At 72.6% G+C, this 16,950-nt stretch carries 14 protein-coding genes and 2 pseudogenes; 7 read left to right on the top strand and 9 right to left on the bottom strand.

The genetic code is table 11. From position 1 onward, the window contains the following. Window positions 1-65 precede the first annotated feature (65 nt). Window positions 66-737 carry a CBS domain-containing protein gene (locus C1I97_RS01135; protein WP_111001327.1) on the bottom strand — a complete coding sequence of 224 codons (672 nt, stop codon included), beginning with the start codon at window positions 735-737 and terminating at the stop codon, window positions 66-68. Window positions 738-841: 104 nt separating this feature from the next. Continuing rightward, window positions 842-1,328 (bottom strand): annotated as a pseudogene (locus tag C1I97_RS01130) (nicotinate phosphoribosyltransferase); the annotation flags it as partial. A gap of 244 nt (window positions 1,329-1,572) precedes the next feature. Between C1I97_RS01130 and C1I97_RS01125 the strand changes: the two are divergent. Further along, a complete protein-coding gene (locus C1I97_RS01125) occupies window positions 1,573-2,448 on the top strand; it encodes a universal stress protein (protein WP_111001326.1) in 876 nt (291 codons plus the stop codon). Window positions 2,449-2,548: 100 nt separating this feature from the next. On the opposite strand, the gene C1I97_RS01120 is transcribed toward C1I97_RS01125, so the two are convergent. Next, on the bottom strand, window positions 2,549-2,806 hold the full coding sequence (locus tag C1I97_RS01120; RefSeq protein ID WP_111001343.1) for a DUF1876 domain-containing protein: 258 nt from the start codon (window positions 2,804-2,806) through the stop codon (window positions 2,549-2,551). A 249-nt stretch (window positions 2,807-3,055) separates the two neighbouring features. On the opposite strand from C1I97_RS01120, the gene C1I97_RS39545 reads away from it, so the two are divergent. Continuing rightward, on the top strand, window positions 3,056-3,205 hold the full coding sequence (locus C1I97_RS39545; protein ID WP_181446503.1) for a hypothetical protein: 150 nt from the start codon (window positions 3,056-3,058) through the stop codon (window positions 3,203-3,205). 19 nt (window positions 3,206-3,224) lie between these two features. Here C1I97_RS39545 and C1I97_RS01115 read toward each other — a convergent pair whose 3' ends face one another. The 3 genes from C1I97_RS01115 to sufC all read right to left on the bottom strand — a co-directional run bounded on the left by C1I97_RS01115 (window position 3,225) and on the right by sufC (window position 6,373). Continuing rightward, entirely contained in the window at window positions 3,225-4,553 is a 1,329-nt protein-coding gene (locus tag C1I97_RS01115; protein ID WP_111001325.1) for a phosphoribosyltransferase family protein, read from the bottom strand. A 95-nt stretch (window positions 4,554-4,648) separates the two neighbouring features. Next, window positions 4,649-5,227 carry an Rv1733c family protein gene (locus C1I97_RS01110; protein ID WP_111001324.1) on the bottom strand — a complete coding sequence of 193 codons (579 nt, stop codon included), beginning with the start codon at window positions 5,225-5,227 and terminating at the stop codon, window positions 4,649-4,651. A 381-nt stretch (window positions 5,228-5,608) separates the two neighbouring features. Beyond that, window positions 5,609-6,373, bottom strand: coding sequence for a Fe-S cluster assembly ATPase SufC (gene sufC / locus C1I97_RS01105; RefSeq protein ID WP_111001323.1), 765 nt, complete (start codon window positions 6,371-6,373; stop codon window positions 5,609-5,611). 217 nt (window positions 6,374-6,590) lie between these two features. Between sufC and C1I97_RS01100 the strand changes: the two genes are divergently transcribed. After that, on the top strand, window positions 6,591-7,088 hold the full coding sequence (locus C1I97_RS01100; protein WP_111001322.1) for an inorganic diphosphatase: 498 nt from the start codon (window positions 6,591-6,593) through the stop codon (window positions 7,086-7,088). On the opposite strand, the gene C1I97_RS01095 is transcribed toward C1I97_RS01100, so the two are convergent. From C1I97_RS01095 to C1I97_RS01085, 3 genes and pseudogenes are all read right to left on the bottom strand, one after another. Then, entirely contained in the window at window positions 7,089-7,805 is a 717-nt protein-coding gene (locus C1I97_RS01095) for an FAD binding domain-containing protein (RefSeq protein WP_111001321.1), read from the bottom strand. It abuts the gene before it with no gap. Between the two features lie 113 nt (window positions 7,806-7,918). Next, window positions 7,919-8,560: pseudogene (locus C1I97_RS01090) on the bottom strand (DedA family protein); the annotation flags it as partial. A 174-nt stretch (window positions 8,561-8,734) separates the two neighbouring features. After that, window positions 8,735-10,528: a bifunctional metallophosphatase/5'-nucleotidase gene (locus tag C1I97_RS01085; protein ID WP_111001320.1), complete on the bottom strand. Its 1,794-nt coding sequence runs from the start codon at window positions 10,526-10,528 to the stop codon at window positions 8,735-8,737. Window positions 10,529-11,301: 773 nt separating this feature from the next. On the opposite strand from C1I97_RS01085, the gene C1I97_RS01075 reads away from it, so the two are divergent. The 4 genes from C1I97_RS01075 to C1I97_RS39540 all read left to right on the top strand — a co-directional run bounded on the left by C1I97_RS01075 (window position 11,302) and on the right by C1I97_RS39540 (window position 16,937). Further along, window positions 11,302-11,625, top strand: coding sequence for a hypothetical protein (locus C1I97_RS01075; RefSeq protein ID WP_146608126.1), 324 nt, complete (start codon window positions 11,302-11,304; stop codon window positions 11,623-11,625). 224 nt (window positions 11,626-11,849) lie between these two features. After that, the gene (locus C1I97_RS01070; RefSeq protein ID WP_111001318.1) at window positions 11,850-14,927 is read left to right on the top strand and encodes an FAD-binding and (Fe-S)-binding domain-containing protein; all 3,078 of its coding nucleotides are present in this window, start codon (window positions 11,850-11,852) and stop codon (window positions 14,925-14,927) included. 43 nt (window positions 14,928-14,970) lie between these two features. Continuing rightward, complete coding sequence (locus tag C1I97_RS01065) at window positions 14,971-16,794, top strand: thiamine pyrophosphate-requiring protein (protein ID WP_111001317.1); 1,824 nt, start codon at window positions 14,971-14,973, stop codon at window positions 16,792-16,794. Next, on the top strand, window positions 16,791-16,937 hold the full coding sequence (locus tag C1I97_RS39540) for a hypothetical protein (RefSeq protein ID WP_181446502.1): 147 nt from the start codon (window positions 16,791-16,793) through the stop codon (window positions 16,935-16,937). Before C1I97_RS01065 ends, C1I97_RS39540 begins: the two co-directional genes overlap by 4 nt. Window positions 16,938-16,950: the final 13 nt, after the last annotated feature.

The raw sequence follows: 16,950 nt of genomic DNA, 5'->3' as shown, positions 1-16,950 counted from the left end.
GCCATGCGGAGCCGAGCCGGTCGAGCCTGCTTTCCCGCCGCCTGAACCCCGTCCCGCGGCGGGCGTCAGCGGTGGCCGGAAGGGCCGCTCGGATCGTCGGCGGGGCCGGTGATGTCCGCGGAGACGGAGACGACCCCGTCGACCCCGCGGCACAGGCGCTCGATCACCGGGACGAGGCTCCTGGCCTCCACGGTGCCCTTGAGGGCGACCCGGCCCTCCCTCACGGTGACCGTGAGGTCGGCCGGGGAGAGGCCCAGGGTCCGGACGAGGACGTCGTCGGCGATTTCCTCGCGGATCGCCTCGTCGCGGCGCAGGAAGATCCGCAAGAGGTCACTGCGGCTGACGATCCCCGTCAGGACGCCCGCTTCGTCGACCACGGGAAGCCGCTTGACCTTGTGGGTGTCCATCGTGCGCGCGGCCTCGACGATGCTCCACCCCGGCCGGGCGCACACCGGCGGAGCCGTCATGAGCTCCTCGGCCGTGGCGCCGTCGGACGCTTCCTCCAAGCGGTCCGGAGGGAGCCGGGGGAGCAGTCCGGCCGGGTCGGGCCGGTCGGCCACCGTGCGCAGCAGGTCGGCCTCCGACACCACCCCGACGGGGTGGCCGAGGTCGTCGACGACGGGTACGGCTGTCACGTCGTGGTCGGCCAGGGTCCGGACGACGTCCTTGAACGGGGTGTCCTGCCGCACCCGGACGACACCGTGGGTCATGAGGTCTTCGACCGTTCGGTGGTGCATGGCTCTCTCCTCCGGTCCTCGGACCGATGCGCAGGGGTGCGGCCTCTGCGCCCACGCTGCCAGGCCGGGCGGCACCCTGCCAGCCGGAGGGTGCCGGTGGCGGGTCAGCGGTCGGCCCCGGCCATCGGAGCGGCGGCGCCGTTCCGTGCGGCCAGACGCTCCCGGAGAGCCGCGGTCGTGCGCACCAGGCGCGCGGACAGGTCCGGCACGGGCGGGACCGGGGCGCGGACCCGGAGGGCCGCCTCGGGCAGCACGGCCAGGTCGGCCAGCAGGCGCTCGTGCGCCTCGGCGAGAGTGCCGGGCGGGCCGGTGCGGCGGCCGTCCCGCATGACGGTGCGCAGCAGCGGTTCCGCCCCGGGAGGACCCGACCTCGTCGCACAGCGCGACGAGGTCGGGCCTGCCGGGACGGCGGTGGACCTGCTTGCGCCCGGGAGCCGTGACCTTGGCCGAGGACAGCTTCATGACCGGGCGCCCGTCGTACTCCACCAGCTTGTAGGCGGAGTCGAGGTAGGGGGCGTCCGCCGAGGTGCCGACGCGGGTGCCGACCGCGTAGACGTCGATGGGCGCTCCGGGGCGCACCAGGTCGTCCACGCGGTCGGCACCCGCATCGGACCTGTCACCCACGGCGTCCTGCACCACGCCACCGCCCCCGTCGCGGTCGTCGCGCACGACTGACGCCCGGTGCGGCACATCCCACGGACCGCCGCGCCACCGGGGCCGTCCGGCTTCGGCGACCGGGGACGGCACGTCGTGCCGTCGGTGCCCAGGGGTGCGACGGTGACAGTGGGACCTCCTGTCGCACGAGGTGGCAGCCAGGCGGAAGGCGGTGAGAAGCATGGGACTGCCCCTGGTCGTGGGCGTCGACGGATCCGAATCGAGCCTGACGGCGGTGGACTGGGCGGTGGACGAGGCCGCCCGGCACGGTCTGCCGCTGCGGCTGGTGTACGCCTCCTGGTGGGAGCGCTACGAAGGTCCTGTTCCCACCGGTGGTGCGGAGCGTCCCGCGGAGCAGACCACGGCCGAGCACATCGTCGGCTATGCGGCGGAGCGGGCGCGCAGGCGCAATCCGGAGGTGGAGGTCTCCACCGAGATCATCCCCGAGGACACGGTCTCGGCCCTGCTGAGGGAGGGCAACAACGCCTCCGTCCTGGTGACCGGCCGGCGCGGGCGCGGTGAACTGAGCGGACTGCTGCTGGGCTCGACCAGCCTGGCCGTGGCAGCCCGGGCGCACGGTCCGGTGGTCGTGGTCCGCGGTGACAACGACGGCCCGGCCGGCACGCACGGGCGGATCCTGCTCGGCGCGGGTGAGCCCGGCACCGGCGAGGAGGCGGCGCGGTTCGCGTTCCGCGAGGCCGAGACACGCGGCTGCGTCCTCGACGTCGTGCGGGCCTGGCGCAGCCCCGCACAGGGGACGCCCGGCGGCACGGCACCGGAGGCGGAACCGGCCGGCGGGTACGAGGAGCGGGCCGCCGCCCTGCTGGATGAGCTGCTGCGCGAGGCGGCCCCCGAACACCCCGGAGTCCAGGTGCGTGGCGTGACCGTCGAGGGACCGGCGCACAGGGTACTGGTGGACCGCTCGGCCGCGGCCGACCTCGTGGTCGTCGGGGCGCGGCGCAGGGTGGGGTACTTCGGTCTTCAGCTCGGCCGGACCGACCACGCGCTGCTGCACCACGCGCAGTGCCCGGTGGCGATCGTGCCTGCGCGGGTGTGACGGCGGGTGACCGGCCGGACGCCCCGGCCGCGCCACCGGCGTTCGTGCCGGTGGCGCGGCCACGAGACGGCCTCGCCGGATCCCCGCCGGTTCCGCGTCGTCAGGCCCGAACGGGGCCGGCCATGTCGACGATGTCGTCCGCGGCCACGTCGTGCAGCCGGATGGCGAGGTCCTCCAGGGCCCGGCTCGCGGCCAGCTCGTCGCCGATCTCCGGTACCGGCCGGTCGTCCGGGTTGCGCCGGGCCGCGCCCCGGCCCGTGACCGTCGCCGTGTCGCGGGTGGTGAGCACGGCGCGTGCGTGAGTCTCGTCACCGTCCCCGGTGAGGTAGATCTGCACGGTCCAACGCTTGGCTTCCATCGTGATCACTTCCGTACGAAGGCGTCCCTCCCGTTTCCCACGGTGCGCGCGATCCGGTGCGCACCACCAGAGCCGAACGTCCCTGCCGACCGACCGACCGACCGACCGACCGACCGGCCGCCGTCCCGGCCCGGCAGCGGCCCCCGCACCGCGGAACCGTGCCCGCGAAGTGTGAGCTGCGGCATTGCCGCCAAGGAGACAAGTCGTCACGATAAGGGGATTCCGGACAGTTATGGAGAACGGTTTCTCATGGGCGATCACGTGCACGTACGACTCAGTCAGGGACTGGGCGTCTCCGAGGAAGGGGAGCTGGTCGAGTACTCCCGCTGCCGATGCGGGGCCACCTGGACCAAGACGTACGAGGTCGCCGACGGGGAGCCGGATCACCCCGCCTGGTAGCCGGTCATCGCGCGGCCGGTCATCGTGGCCCCTGCAGCGCTCGCGCGTCCGTCCTGGAGAGGTGGGTGCCGAACCAGTCGCGGGCCAGTTCCGCGACGGCTTCGAGCGCGCCCGGCTCGGTGAAGAGGTGGGTGGCGCCGGGGACGACGTGGACGCGGTGGTCGCAGCGCATCCAGTTTGCGGCCAGATGGTTGAGGCCGAGCAGCCGGGTGTCCAGGGCGCCGACGACGAGCAGGGTGGGGGCGCGCACCCGGGCCAGTGCCGCGGGAGCGGCCAGGTCGGGGCGGCCGCCGACGCAGACGACGGCGCGGATGTCGTCGTCGGCCGCGGCTGCTTCCAGGGCGGCCCCGGCGCCGGTGCCGGTGGCGCAGTGGCTCACGGGCAGGCCGGTTTCCCGGCGGAGCCAGTCGGACGCGGTGTGCAGGCGCCGGGCCAGCAGGGTGATGTCGAAGACGTTGTGCGGGTTGCGTTCCTCGTCCTCGGTGAGCAGATCGAGCAGCAGGGTGCCCAGGCCCGCCCGGTGGAGCGCGGTGGCGACGTACTGGTGGCGCGGGTCGCGCCGGCCGCCGCTGCCGGCGTGGGCGAGGACCACCACCGCCCGGGCCGTCGGGGGCAGCGTGAGCCGGGCGGCCATCCGTACCCGGCGGGCCGGCACCTCCACCGCCCGGCCCGGCGACAGGTGCTCGGGGAGGTCGTGGCCGGGAGCCGGGACGGTCCGTTCGGCCTCGGTCAGCAGCGCGCCGATCTCCGCGTCGGTGACCGGGGCGAAGTCCTCGTACCAGGCGGCGACGGAACCGAGGTGGCGCAGGGGCTGAGGGCAGACGACCTCGTCCGCCACCGTGCGCAGACGCGCCAGGGACTCCTCCGGCCCGACCGGTACGGCGAGGACCACACGGGCCGCGCCGCGCACCCGGGCCACCCGGCAGGCGGCCTCGGCGGCCGCGCCGGTCGCCACCCCGTCGTGCAGGACCACGGCGCCGCGGCCGGCCAGGGGCACCGGTGCCCGGTCGTCCCGCCAGCGGCGTACCCGCCGCTCCAGTTCCGCCCGCTCGGCCCGTTCGAGGGCCTCCCGCTCGGTGGAACTCAGCCCGCTCTCCCGCAGGACGTCCTGGTTGAGGACGCGGACGCCGTGCTCGCCGAGGGCACCGAAGCCCAGCTCCGGCTGCCAGGGCACGCGCAGCTTGCGTACGACGGCCAGATCCAGCGGCGCGCCGAGGTGCCGGGCCACTTCGAACGCCACCGGGACACCGCCCCGGGGGACGCCCAGTACCACCACGTGCGTGTCGCGCAGGCGCTCCAGGTGCCGGGCCAGGCGCCACCCTGCGTCCGCGCGGTTCTCGTAACGCATGCGCCACTCCTGATGCTTCTTCTCCGGCAGTGGGGCGACGGCGGGCGGGCCGCAAGCGCCACGACCCGCTGCGCCGGATCCGTCGGAGCGCGTCGTCAGCCGGTCTTCTGGTCCCACCGCGGGCCGACGGCGTCCCACTCCGCGCCCCACTGGTCGTAGCGGCGCCTGTCGAGGCGCCACCGCGCGAGGGCCGCTGTGCCGTAGGCGAGGCCGGAGAAGCCGACCGCGGCCGCTCCGCCGAAGAAGACGGCCTCGACCCCTGCCTCGGCCGGGCCGGGCGGCTCGGTACTCAGGGCGCCCCGGCCGTTCTGCCAGACGGTGACCGCCGTTCCGGAGCGCAGACCACTGGGCACCAGGGTGTGTGCGGTGCGAGTGGTGCCGTCGGGGGCGGTCCAGCGGACCTTCGCCAGTGCCCGGTAGCCGTCGCTTCCGGTCGACGTGCTCTGCGGGGCGTCGGTGAGCAGGGCAGCCGGGACCGCATGCCGGTCGGCACGCTGCCAGGCGAACTCCTGGCCGGCGGCTCGCGCCGTCACCGTCCACATGAGCGCGCCGCCGACCAGGATCACCACCCACATCACCAGGACGATCCAGGCCTCGACGACGTCGTCGTGACGGCGCAGCGGGTTGCTGCGCCACCGCCACAGCCGCTGCTTCGTGCTCCTCTTGCCGCTCATCGGTCTCCACCTCCTTCCCCCGTACTTCCGAAGGTGACAGCGGGTGGGGAGGGGCACATGGGCCGATCGGGTGACATCCGCCGTCCGACCGGCCCATGCCGGGCGGAAGGAGAGGGCCGATCAGCCCCGTCCTGCCGGGACCACCGGAGGGCGCGGGACGGCCGAGGCGTGACCGGCACGAGAGCGAACACACGGGGGAACATAGGGGAACACACGGGGACGGGAAGGACTACCCGCTTCTCGCGGATCCCGATTGCGCGGTGCGTGGCTTTCGCCGCTTCCCCGCGTCCCTTGAGGGGTCCTTCCCGTCACATCAAGCACACCACACGGAGCGCCGGCCCGCCAGGGTTGTTCGGCCCCGATCCGGGCGGCCCGACGGGCTCATCCGTCGGCGGCGGTCCTCACGTACGCCTCGTACCCCTCCTCCTCCAGCCTCTCGGCGAGTTCCGGGCCGCCGGAGTCGGCGATCCGGCCCTCCGCGAAGACGTGCACGTGATCGGGGTGGACGTAGCGCAGGATGCGTGTGTAGTGGGTGATCAGCAGGGTGGCGACCTCGCCGGTGGCGCGGACCCGGTTGACGCCCTCGGAGACGATGCGCAGCGCGTCGATGTCCAGGCCGGAGTCGGTCTCGTCCAGAATGGCGATCCTCGGCCTCAGGAGCTCCAGCTGAAGGATCTCGTGACGCTTCTTCTCACCCCCGGAGAAGCCCTCGTTGACGTTCCGCTCGGCGAAGGACGGGTCGATCTGGAGCCGCTCCATCGCCGCCCTGACCTCCTTCAGCCAGGTGCGCAGCCGCGGGGCCTCGCCGCGCACCGCGGTGGCGGCCGACCGCAGGAAGTTGGCCATGGAGACGCCGGGGACCTCGACCGGGTACTGCATGGCCAGGAACACCCCGGCCCGCGCCCGCTCGTCGACCTTCATGGCGAGCAGGTCCTCCCCGTCCAGGGTCACGGTGCCGGAGGTGACCTGGTACTTGGGGTGCCCGGCGAGGGCGTAGGCGAGGGTGGTCTTGCCGGAGCCGTTCGGCCCCATGAGGGCGTGCGTCTCGCCCTGCCGCACGGTCAGGTCGACACCGCGCAGGATCTCCTTCGGACCGTGATCGGTCAGGACCTGGCAGTGCAGGTGGTGGATGGCCAGCGTTGCCATGCCGCCTCACCCCTCTTCCTCGGCTTCTTCGTTTTCTTTGTTTTCTTCGTTTTCTTCGTCTTCTTCATCGCGGGGAACGGGACACGACCGGCCGGTGGGGCACTATGGGTATGTATGCCGGACATGTGCATCGGCGTGCCGGTGACGGGGCTCACCGTGAACCGTGGCAGCATGCCGCTGACAGTCCCTGGTCCCCCGACGCGACCAGGAGGGGACAGTGGAGTTCGACGTGATCGTGGAGATCCCCCAGGGGTCCCGCAACAAGTACGAGATGGACCACGAGATGCGCCGCATCCGGCTGGACCGCATGCTGTTCACCTCGACCAAGTACCCGGCCGACTACGGCTTCATCGAGGGAACGCTCGGGCGCGACGGGGACCCGCTCGACGCGCTCGTCATGGTGGGCGATCCGACGTTCCCCGGATGCGTGATCGAATGCCGGGCTGTCGGCATGTTCTGCATGAAGGACGAGCACGGCCCGGACGAGAAGATCCTGTGCGTGCCCGCCCACGACCCGCGCTACGCCCAGGTGCAGGACATAACAGACATCCCTGTCTTCGACCAGCTGGAGATCACCCACTTCTTCGAGGTCTACAAGGACCTCGAGCCCGGCAAGAGCGTCGAGGGCTCGCACTGGGAGGGCAGGGAGAAGGCGTACGCCGAGATCGAGGCCTCCCGCGACCGTGCCGCACGGGCGGCACCGGGCGGCAGCTGATCAGCCGATCGAGGCCAGCACGCCGGTGACGTGCCGGCGCACCTCCTCCCAGGCCGTGGGGGGAAGCGTGGAGAAGGCCGAGTGGCGCAGGGTCCGCAGAAGCTGTTCGGTGCCGGCGGCGTACGGGACGCTGCCGGTGAGCACGTCGTAGCCGTCGCGCACGGCGACGCGGAGGCGGCCTGACGTGCCGTCCTCCGCGTGCACGGCCGCGGCGACGACCAGCGGCGGCCGCCCGCCCGCCTCGCCGGGCTGCTTGTGGTGAGCGCAGGCGAGGGGTTCGCGCCAGTGGAGGCCGAGCAGCAGGGGGCGCTTGGCCAGGACTTCGGCGAGGTCGGTCTCGCGGACGCCGTCCGGCTCCAGCACGGTCGCCCGTGCGTCGAGCACGAGCACCGCCGGCAGCAGGCAGCGCAGAGTGCTGCCGACGAGGTTGCCGCCGACGGTCGCCGCCCGGCGTACGGCTCCGGTCCCCACCGAGGTCGCGGCCTCGCGCAGTGCCCGGGGCACGCGGTCGTCGATCCGGCCGAGTACCACGGCAGCGCCCAGCGACCTCGGCCCGAGCACGTTCGCCTCGGGCACGTGGCGCAGCGACACGGCCTGCTCGGGGAAACCCTCGCGCTGCCAGGTGGCCCACACGAGGGTCGCCCCGCCCACGGGCACCGCCCCTTCGGCGAGGCACTCCTGTGCTTCGGACACGGTCACGGGCAGACGCAACAGCACGGCGACCGACCTGCCTTTCTGAAGCCTTGGCGACGGACTGCTCGACACAGTCTTCCCGCCGGGGCGCAGGCGCGTACAGGGCTCACCGCAGCACCGTGTGCGCCCCTGGAGGCGCCGCGCCGGCTTCCACGAGGCGGCCGGTGCCGCGTGCGACGGGCCTCGGCCAGCAGGGGGAGCAGGGAGAGCGCGGCGACGGCGGCGACCATGGGCAGCAGGTAGTCGTCGACGTGGGAGAGCGACGAACCCAGGGTGTATCCGGCCGGCACGAGGCTCTGGGACCACAGCAGGCCGCTGACCACCTGCCAGAGGGTGAAGGTCCGTGTGGGCACACCGAGTGCACCGGCCGCCGGGTGCAGCACGGTCCGCAGCATCGGGACGAAGCGGCCGATCACGAGTGCTTTGCGGTATCCGTAGCGGGCCGGCAGTCTCTCCGCCCGTACCGCCCCCTGCTTCAGGCGCCGGTTCGAGGTGCGGGACAGCAGGGCGCGGCCGCCGTGCCGCCCGATCAGGAAGCCGGCCTGCGCACCCGCCACGGCGCCCACGGCCGCGCACATCAGCACCTGCCACAGCTCCATCCGCGGGTCCTGGCGGCCGCCGCCCGCGCACAGCACCCCGGCCGGGAACAGCAGGGTGTCGCCGGGGAGGAAGAAGCCGACGACCAGCAGTCCCGACTCCGCGAAGAGCACCAGCAGGACGCCCAGCGCCCCGAAGGCAGCCAGTACCGAGGCGCTGTCCGTCGGATTGACGGCGATCACCGCCATCGCCTCCCGGCCGTCGTCGTTCGTCCCGCCGGCCCCACGGCTGCACCTGAGCCGGCGGGGGACCGGGTACCACGTGTCCTGTCCGCTGTGGCCGCAAAGGGGTGAGGGCGGGCCCTGCGGGGTCCGCCCTCACCCGATCGGTCGGCTCGTCGCCCACCGGCTCGTCGTCTACCGGACGACGGTGATCCGGTCGGCTGCCGTCGGCGCGTACGGCGTGGCGGCCGAGGAGCTCGCCGTCAGGTAGTCGACCAGGGCGGCCAGGTCGTCGCTGCCGACGAGCTGGTTGGTGCCGTTGGCCAGTTCGGTGAAGCCGTCACCGCCGCCGGCCAGGAATGAGTTCATGGCGACGCGGTAGGTGGCGGAGGGGGCGATCGGCTTGCCGTTCAGCCTGATGGAGTCCGTGACGACGCGGTCGGCGCCCGTCTTGGTCAGGTCCAGGGTGTAGGTGAGGCCGTCGGAGATCTGCAGGTACTTGGGGGCGGCGGTGTTGCTGCCGCTGACCTGCTGCTTCAGTACGGTGACCAGCTGGGCGCCGGTCAGGTCCTTGAGGTTGACCGTGTTGGCGAAGGGCTGCACCGCGAAGCCCTCACCGTAGGTCACCACGCCGTCGCCCTCGTTGCCCGAGGCGGCGTGGACCAGGTCGGTGCGGATGCCGCCCGGGTTCATCAGCGCCAGGACGGCGCTGCTGTCCAGGGACTTGGCGTGCGCCAGCTGCGCGTCCGCGATCAGGTCGCCCAGCGGCGACTCGACGGCGCCGTTGCGGGTGATGTCCTTGGTGATGTACCCGATGGGCTTGTCGGCGACCGGGGCGGCCAGCGTCTGCCACTCGTCGAGCAGCTTCGTCATGTCGGCCGCCTTGGCCTGGGTCCGGTCGACGACGCGGTTGGAGCCCTTGACCGTGGCGCGGACGATGTCGTCGGTGCGCGGGTCGTACTGCATGTTCAGCTCGGTGTAGAGCCGGCCGAAGGAGGCGGCGCTGGTCACCAGGCGGGGGTGGCCCGCCGGGTCCGGGATGGTGCAGACGTACGCGTTGTGGGTGTGGCCGGTGACGAGGGCGTCGACCTCCGGCGAGACCTTCTTGGCGATGTCCACGATCGGACCGCTCAGCCCGGTGCTGCCGCCCGCGTCGCAGTCGTGGTTGTACGCCGAGGAGGCCGGGAAACCGCCCTCGTGGACGAGCGCCACGATCGCGTGGACGCCCTGCTTCTGGAGCTCCTTGGTGTACTTGTTGATCGTCTCGGCCTCGTCGAGGAACTTCAGTCCCTTGACGCCCTCGGCCGTGACGACGTCCGGGGTGCCCTTGAGGGTGACGCCGATGAACCCGACCTTCGCGCCCTTGACGTTCTGGACGGTGTACGGCTTGAGGAGCGGCTTGCCGGTCTTCTCGTTGGTCACGTTGGCCGACAGGATCGGGTAGTCGGCGCCCTTGAACTTGCGCCCCTTGGTGTAGCAGCCGTCGACGGGGTGGCAGCCGCCGTTCTGCAGGCGCAGCAGTTCGTCCTTGCCCTCGTCGAACTCGTGGTTGCCGACGCCGGTGACGTCCAGGCCGAGCTTGTTCATCGCCTCGACGGTCGGCTCGTCGTGGAAGAGGCCGGACAGCAGCGGGCTGGCACCGACCAGGTCGCCGGCGGCCACGGTCAGCGAGCGGTCGTGGCCCTTGCGCGCCGTGCGCAGGCTGTTCGCCAGGTACTCCACGCCGCCGGCGTCGATGTTCGCCGTGGTGCCGTCGGGCTGCAGCTCGGTGACCCGGCCGGAGGAGCCGGCGGGCGGCTCCAGGTTGCCGTGGAAGTCGTTGATGGCGAGGAGCTGGAGGTCCTTGGTGGGGGACTGCTTCGCGGAGGGGTCGGCCTGCGCGGGGTCGGCCGCGACGAGCGCACCGGCGGTGGCCAGCGCGGCGGCCGTGGTGAGCGCCGCGATGACGACTCTTCGCGGAGCCCGGCGGCGGGAGTGGGTCGGCGACATGGTGCCTCTCTGAGGTGACCGGATCAAGAACGGGCGGGTTGGTGTCCCGCAGCCTAAGGTCAACGCGCGTAGTTGTCAGGAACTTTGTGGTTACGGACAGGTTTCCGTCCGGGAGATCTTTGCCGCCAGGGGCGGCTCTCCGTGGACTTCGCCGCCGTGAGGGTAACCGGTCGGCCGCTCAAGAGGGTGCCGGGGGAGGGGATTTGGGTGTGAATCCGCCAGTTGTTCTCGGTCAGGGCCCAACGGTGGGTGTCCGAGGCATCGTTCACGGCGATCGAGGTGTGCGGGCCAGGGCAGTGCGATCCGATTTGACCGATTCGCCCTTGAAGTCCAGCGTTTTTGCGCCAGCGGGCGAAGGCGGCTCCTCGTCCCCGGGTGGGCGGGTCTCGGCCGGCTTCACCGCTCCGGAGGTCGGCGCGTCGTGGGCTTCAGGAGGTGGAAGTCGCGCTTTCGGGACGTGCCCTGAGCGGATCGCAGGCCGCCGGCCCGCCGACGGTGGAGCCGAGGTCGGAGCGGAGCGTGAACGCGGTCGTGACGCGGTGGCGCATCCCCCGTGTGGCGCCGGTGCGCTCGTAACGGCAGGTCGACAGTGGGGAGATGGCGGGGAGTCGTCACCCGGCCGGATGGCGCCGGTGCCCTCGGGCGCATCGGACCCGGGCCCTGTCGCGGCCCCGGACTCCGGCTCTCGCGCTTCCCGTCCTGTTGAGTAGTCATGGGTCGCCACCCCGCGGGGACTTGGGGCGACTCATCCCCTATGGGGTGAAAAGGGGGGGATGCGTATGATCGCGGACGCGGCGACCGAGCTGTCGGCCGGGCGGCTCGGCGAGCCGCCCGCCGGTCGTCCGCTGCCCTCGTGGCAGCCCGACCTGCCCGAACCCCTGCGCGGGCGGGAAGCGACCGGCTCGGTCCACGACCGGGACCACCACGCCGCCATCACCATCGAACAGGCCGCCGGACTGACGGTGACAGCCTGTGGAGCGCCGGTGAGACCGGACCCTGGTCCGGCGCGGGCACCGAAGCGGAAGGCCGAAGCGCCCGGGTTTCGGCCCGAGGGGCGGGGCAAGCCTTCCGGAGCGGCACCCTGCTGCTCGCCGTGACGACGCACCGGTACGGCCGTGTGACCCCGATCACGCCCCCACGGGCCCGGTGGTCACCGCCGTGGCACCCGCGCCGCACCGCCCCTTTCGGCGCCGTCCGGCGAGCGCCCGAAAAGCCGCCCTTGCACACTGCAAGGACGGGTACCCGGGGTGGGCGACGGTGGCCGGACCGCCGTCCGCAGGCACAGGACGTCCCGCACGGTTCAGGAAGGCGGTAGCCCCTGATGAGTCGCACATCCCCCCTCGACGCCTCCGCGGTGGACGTGGCCGGCCTGGAGGCGGCGCTGCGCGAGACCGTGGACGGCGAGGTCCGGTTCGACGCCGGGAGCCGGGGCGCGTACGTCACGGACGGCTCCAACTACCGGCAGGTCCCGATCGGCGTCGTCGTCCCGCGCACGGTGGAGGCCGGGGCGGATGCCGTACGGGTGTGCGCCCGGTTCGGCGCGCCGGTGCTGTCCCGCGGCGGCGGCACCAGCCTGGCCGGACAGTCCACGAACACCGCCGTGGTGATCGACTGGACCAAGTACTGCCACGCCCTGATATCCGTCGACCCCGACGCGCGCACCTGCGTGGTCGAACCGGGCATCGTCCTCGACCGGCTCAACCAGCGGCTGTCCGACCACAGGCTCCAGTTCGGGCCGAAGCCCTCCACCCACAGCCACTGCGCGCTGGGCGGCATGATCGGCAACAACTCGTGCGGCGCGTCCGCGCAGGCGTACGGCAAGACCGTCGACAACGTACGCCGGCTGGAAGTCCTCACCTACGACGGGCTGCGCATGTGGGTGGGCCCGACGTCCGAGGCCGAACGGGCGCGGATCGCCGCCGAGGGCGGCCGCAAGGCCGAGATCTACGCCGGCCTGGACCGCATCGTCACCGAGTACCTGGCCGACATCCGGCGCGGCTTTCCCAAGATCCCCCGCCGGGTCTCCGGCTACAACCTCGACTCGCTGCTGCCCGAGAACGGCTTCGACGTCGCCCGGGCCCTGGTCGGCAGCGAGGGCACCCTGGTGACCGTACTGCGCGCCGAGCTGGACCTGGTGCCCGTGCCGCCGTACCAGTCCATCCTGGTGCTCGGCTACGAGGACATCTGCCGGGCCGGCGACGACGTCACCCATCTCCTCGAGCACTGCTCGCCCAGCCAGCTGGAGGCGCTGGACGGGCGGATGGCGCAGCTGATGCGCGAGGAGGGTGCCTACCTGGACTCCCTCAACGTCCTGCCCGAGGGCGACAGCTGGCTCCTGGTGCAGTACAGCGGCGACAGCCAGGAGGACGTCGACGAGCAGGCGAACGCCCTGCTGCGCGCCATCGGCCGCAGCGAGAAGGACCCGGACGTGGCCTTCTCCGACAACCCCGAGCGCGAGCAGAAGATGCTCAAGGCCCGCGAGGCCGGACTCGGCGTCACCGCGCGCCCGCCGGACGACCGGGAGACTTGGGAGGGCTGGGAGGACTCCGCCGTGCCGCCGGACCGGCTCGGCGACTACCTGCGCGACCTGAAGAAGCTGTTCGAGGAGTTCGACTACGACCACCCGTCCGTGTACGGGCACTTCGGGCAGGGCTGCGTGCACACCCGGATCCCGTTCGGGCTGAGGACCGCCGAGGGCGTCGCCGTCTTCCGCCGCTTCGTCGAGCGCGCCGCCGACCTCGTGGCCTCCTACGGCGGCTCCCTGTCCGGCGAACACGGCGACGGCCAGGCCCGGGGCGAGCTGCTGACCCGGATGTTCGGCGCACGCCTGGTGACCGCCTTCGGCGAGCTGAAGGCGCTGTTCGACCCGGACAACCGGATGAACCCGGGCAAGGTCGTCGACCCGAACCCGGTCGACGGACAGCTCCGCCTCGGCCCCGCCTGGCGCCCGGCCACGCCCGGTACGCACTTCGGCTACCCGGAGGACGACCACTCCTTCACCCGCGCGGTGATGCGCTGCGTCGGCATCGGCAACTGCCGCACCCACCAGGGCGGCGTGATGTGCCCGTCGTACCGGGCCACCCTGGAGGAGGAGCACTCCACCCGGGGCCGCGCCCGGCTGCTGTTCGAGATGCTCGGCGGGCACGCGGACTCCACGATCACCGACGGCTGGCGCTCCACCGAGGTCCGTGACGCGCTCGACCTGTGCCTGGCCTGCAAGGGCTGCAAGTCGGACTGCCCGGTCAACGTGGACATGGCCACCTACAAGGCGGAGTTCCTCTCCCACCACTACGAGGGACGGCTGCGCCCGGCCGCCCACTACTCCATGGGCTGGCTGCCGGTGTGGGCCCGGCTCTCCCGGGTCGCCCCGTCGCTGGTCAACACGGTGCTCCAGGCGCCACTGCTGGCCCGCGCGGGCAAGGCGCTGGCCGGCGTGGCCGGGGAACGGCAGGCCCCGGTCTTCGCCCAGCGGTCCTTCCTGCAGTGGTGGCAGGTGCAGGACACGGCGGAACCCGACCCGGCCGACCCGCGGACCGTCGTGCTGTGGCCCGACACCTTCAGCACCTACTTCCACCCGTCCGTTGCGATCTCGGCCGTACGGGTCCTGCGGGACGCGGGGTTCCGCGTGGCCGTACCCACCCGGCCCGTGTGCTGCGGCCTGACCTGGATCTCCACCGGCCAGCTGACCGTCGCCGAGAAGGTGCTGCGGCGCACCCTGGACGTGCTGCGGCCCTACCTGGAGGCCGGCACCCCCATCATCGGCCTCGAACCCTCGTGCACCGCGGTGTTCCGGGCCGACGCGCCCGAGCTGATGCCCGCCGACCAGGACGTCAAGCGCCTGGCCGGGCAGGTGCGCACCCTCGCCGAACAGCTGGTGCACCACGCTCCCGAGGGCTGGGAGCCGCCGAGGATCACCCGGCAGGCGACCGTGCAGACCCACTGCCACCAGCACGCCATCATGAAGTTCGACGCCGACCGGGAACTGATGCGCCGCGCCCACCTGGACGCCGACGTCCTGGACGAGGGCTGCTGCGGCCTGGCCGGCAACTTCGGTTTCGAACGCGGTCACCACGAGGTCTCCATGGCCGTCGCGGAACAGGGCGTCCTGCCCGCCGTCCGCGAGGCCGCCCCCGACAGCCTGGTCCTCGCCGACGGCTTCAGCTGCCGCACCCAGATCGAACAGGGCGGCACCGGCCGCCGGGCCCTGCACCTGGCCGAGGCGCTCGCCCTCGGCCTCGAGGGGAACCTGCCCAGCCGCCGGCCCGAACGTCTGGCCGAGCGGCCGTCCCACCCCTCCCGCGCGGCCCGGTGGGCGGCCACCGCCGGCGCCGCGGCCCTCATAGCGGCGGCAGCGGCCGCGGCCGGCCGGACGGCCCTGCGCCACCTGCGCCGTCCGTGACCACGCCCCCACGAAAGCAACCACCCCGGAAAGGTCTTCGAACATGTCGATGAAGGTCTCCGACCACGTCCTCGAGCGCCTGCGCGACTGGGGGGTGGAGTACGTCTTCGCCTACCCCGGCGACGGCATCAACGGGCTGCTCGCGGCCTGGGGCCGCGCCGACGACAACCCCCGGTTCATCCAGGCCCGCCACGAGGAGATGGCCGCCTTCGAGGCCGTCGGCTACGCCAAGTTCTCCGGCAGGGTCGGCGTCTGCGCCGCCACCTCCGGCCCCGGCGCCATCCACCTCCTCAACGGCCTGTACGACGCCAAACTCGACCACGTACCGGTCGTCGCGATCGTGGGGCAGACCAACCGCAGCGCCATGGGCGGCTCCTACCAGCAGGAGGTCGACCTGGTCAGCCTCTACAAGGACGTCGCCTCCGACTTCGTCGAGATGGTCACCGTCCCCGAACAGCTGCCCAACGTGCTCGACCGGGCGATGCGCACCGCCATGGCCCGCCGCTCGGTGACGGCCGTCATCATCCCCGCCGACGTGCAGGAACTCGACTACTCGCCGCCCGAGCACGCCTTCAAGATGGTGCCCTCCAGCCTCGGCATGCCGCACTACGCGCCGGTGCCCACCGACGACGACCTCACCCGCGCCGCCGAGGTGCTCAACGCCGGGGAGAAGGTCGCCATCCTCGTCGGGCAGGGCGCCCGAGGGGCCCGGCAGGAGGTCATGGCGGTCGCCGACCGGCTCGGCGCCGGTGTCGCCAAGGCCCTGCTGGGCAAGGACGCCCTGGACGACGACCTGCCGTACGTCACCGGCGCGATCGGCCTGCTGGGCACCCGGCCGTCGTACGAGCTGATGATGGGCTGCGACACCCTCCTCGTGATCGGCTCGTCCTTCCCGTACACGCAGTTCCTGCCCGAGTTCGGGCAGGCGAGGGCCGTGCAGATCGACATCGACCCGCACATGATCGGCATGCGCTACCCCTTCGAGGTGAACCTCGTCGGCGACGCCCGCGAGACGCTGATCCGGCTGCTGCCGCTGCTCAAGGGGGACAAGGACAGGAGCTGGCGCGAGAAGGTCGAGCAGGACACCGCCCGCTGGTGGGAGGTCATGCAGCGGCGCGCCGCCGTCGACGCCGACCCGATCAACCCCGAGTACGTCGCGCACGCCCTCAACGACCTGCTGCCCGACAACGTCGTCCTCGCCTCCGACTCCGGCTCCGCCGCCAACTGGTACGCCCGCCACCTGAAGCTGCGCGGCGCCATGCGCGGCTCCCTGTCCGGCACGCTGGCCACCATGGGGCCCGGCGTGCCCTATGTCATCGGCGCCAAGTTCGCGCACGGCGATCGCCCGGCGATCGCCCTGGTCGGCGACGGGGCGATGCAGATGAACGGCATGGCCGAGCTCATCACCATCGCCAAGTACTGGCAGGAGTGGAGCGACCCGCGCCTGATCGTGGCCGTCCTGAACAACCGGGACCTCAACCAGGTCACCTGGGAGATGCGCGCCATGGCCGGCGCCCCGCAGTTCCTGCCCTCCCAGTCCATCCCGGACGTCGCCTACGCCGACTTCGCCCGCCTGATCGGCCTGAACGGCATGCGGATCGAGAAGCCCGGCGACGTGCGGGGCGCCTGGGAGGCCGCGCTCGGCTCCGACAAGCCCTGTGTGCTCGACTTCGTCACCGACCCGGCCGTGCCGCCCATCCCGCCGCACGCCACCCTCGACCAGATCGAGGCCGCCGCGACCGCCGTCCTCAAGGGCGACAGCGACCGCGCCGCCATGGTCCGCCAGGGCCTCAAGGCCAAGGTCCAGGAGTTCCTGCCGGGCGGCCGGCACCGCGAGGACCGGCCCGGCACGGAGGGCGGCAGGTGAGCGGCACCCCGGCCGTGGAGCGAGTGGACACCGCCGTGTCCACCCTTCCCGCCGACGCCCCGGAAGCGGACGGTGCCCTCGGCCGGGACAGCACCATGCCGGCCCTCGGCACCGGGCGCGCACAGACGTACCGCGTGGCCTGACGGAAGGGAGGCA

The organism is Streptomyces sp. NTH33 (assembly GCF_003236365.1).
Lineage (GTDB): Bacteria > Actinomycetota > Actinomycetes > Streptomycetales > Streptomycetaceae > Streptomyces.
The sequence above is the reverse complement of the archived record's forward strand: the minus strand, read 5'-3'. Positions and strand labels throughout refer to the sequence as shown.

Excerpts from the sequence above, each read along its gene's own strand:
- C1I97_RS01120 (WP_111001343.1), bottom strand. The coding sequence starts at position 2,806 with ATGGAAGCCAAGCGTTGGACCGTGCAGATCTACCTCACCGGGGACGGT.
- C1I97_RS01075 (WP_146608126.1), top strand. The coding sequence starts at position 11,302 with ATGCGTATGATCGCGGACGCGGCGACCGAGCTGTCGGCCGGGCGGCTC.
- C1I97_RS01135 (WP_111001327.1), bottom strand. The coding sequence starts at position 737 with ATGCACCACCGAACGGTCGAAGACCTCATGACCCACGGTGTCGTCCGG.
- C1I97_RS01070 (WP_111001318.1), top strand. The coding sequence starts at position 11,850 with ATGAGTCGCACATCCCCCCTCGACGCCTCCGCGGTGGACGTGGCCGGC.
- sufC (WP_111001323.1), bottom strand. The coding sequence starts at position 6,373 with ATGGCAACGCTGGCCATCCACCACCTGCACTGCCAGGTCCTGACCGAT.
- C1I97_RS01115 (WP_111001325.1), bottom strand. The coding sequence starts at position 4,553 with ATGCGTTACGAGAACCGCGCGGACGCAGGGTGGCGCCTGGCCCGGCAC.
- C1I97_RS01125 (WP_111001326.1), top strand. The coding sequence starts at position 1,573 with ATGGGACTGCCCCTGGTCGTGGGCGTCGACGGATCCGAATCGAGCCTG.
- C1I97_RS01110 (WP_111001324.1), bottom strand. The coding sequence starts at position 5,227 with ATGAGCGGCAAGAGGAGCACGAAGCAGCGGCTGTGGCGGTGGCGCAGC.
- C1I97_RS01085 (WP_111001320.1), bottom strand. The coding sequence starts at position 10,528 with ATGTCGCCGACCCACTCCCGCCGCCGGGCTCCGCGAAGAGTCGTCATC.
- C1I97_RS39545 (WP_181446503.1), top strand. The coding sequence starts at position 3,056 with ATGGGCGATCACGTGCACGTACGACTCAGTCAGGGACTGGGCGTCTCC.
- C1I97_RS01065 (WP_111001317.1), top strand. The coding sequence starts at position 14,971 with ATGTCGATGAAGGTCTCCGACCACGTCCTCGAGCGCCTGCGCGACTGG.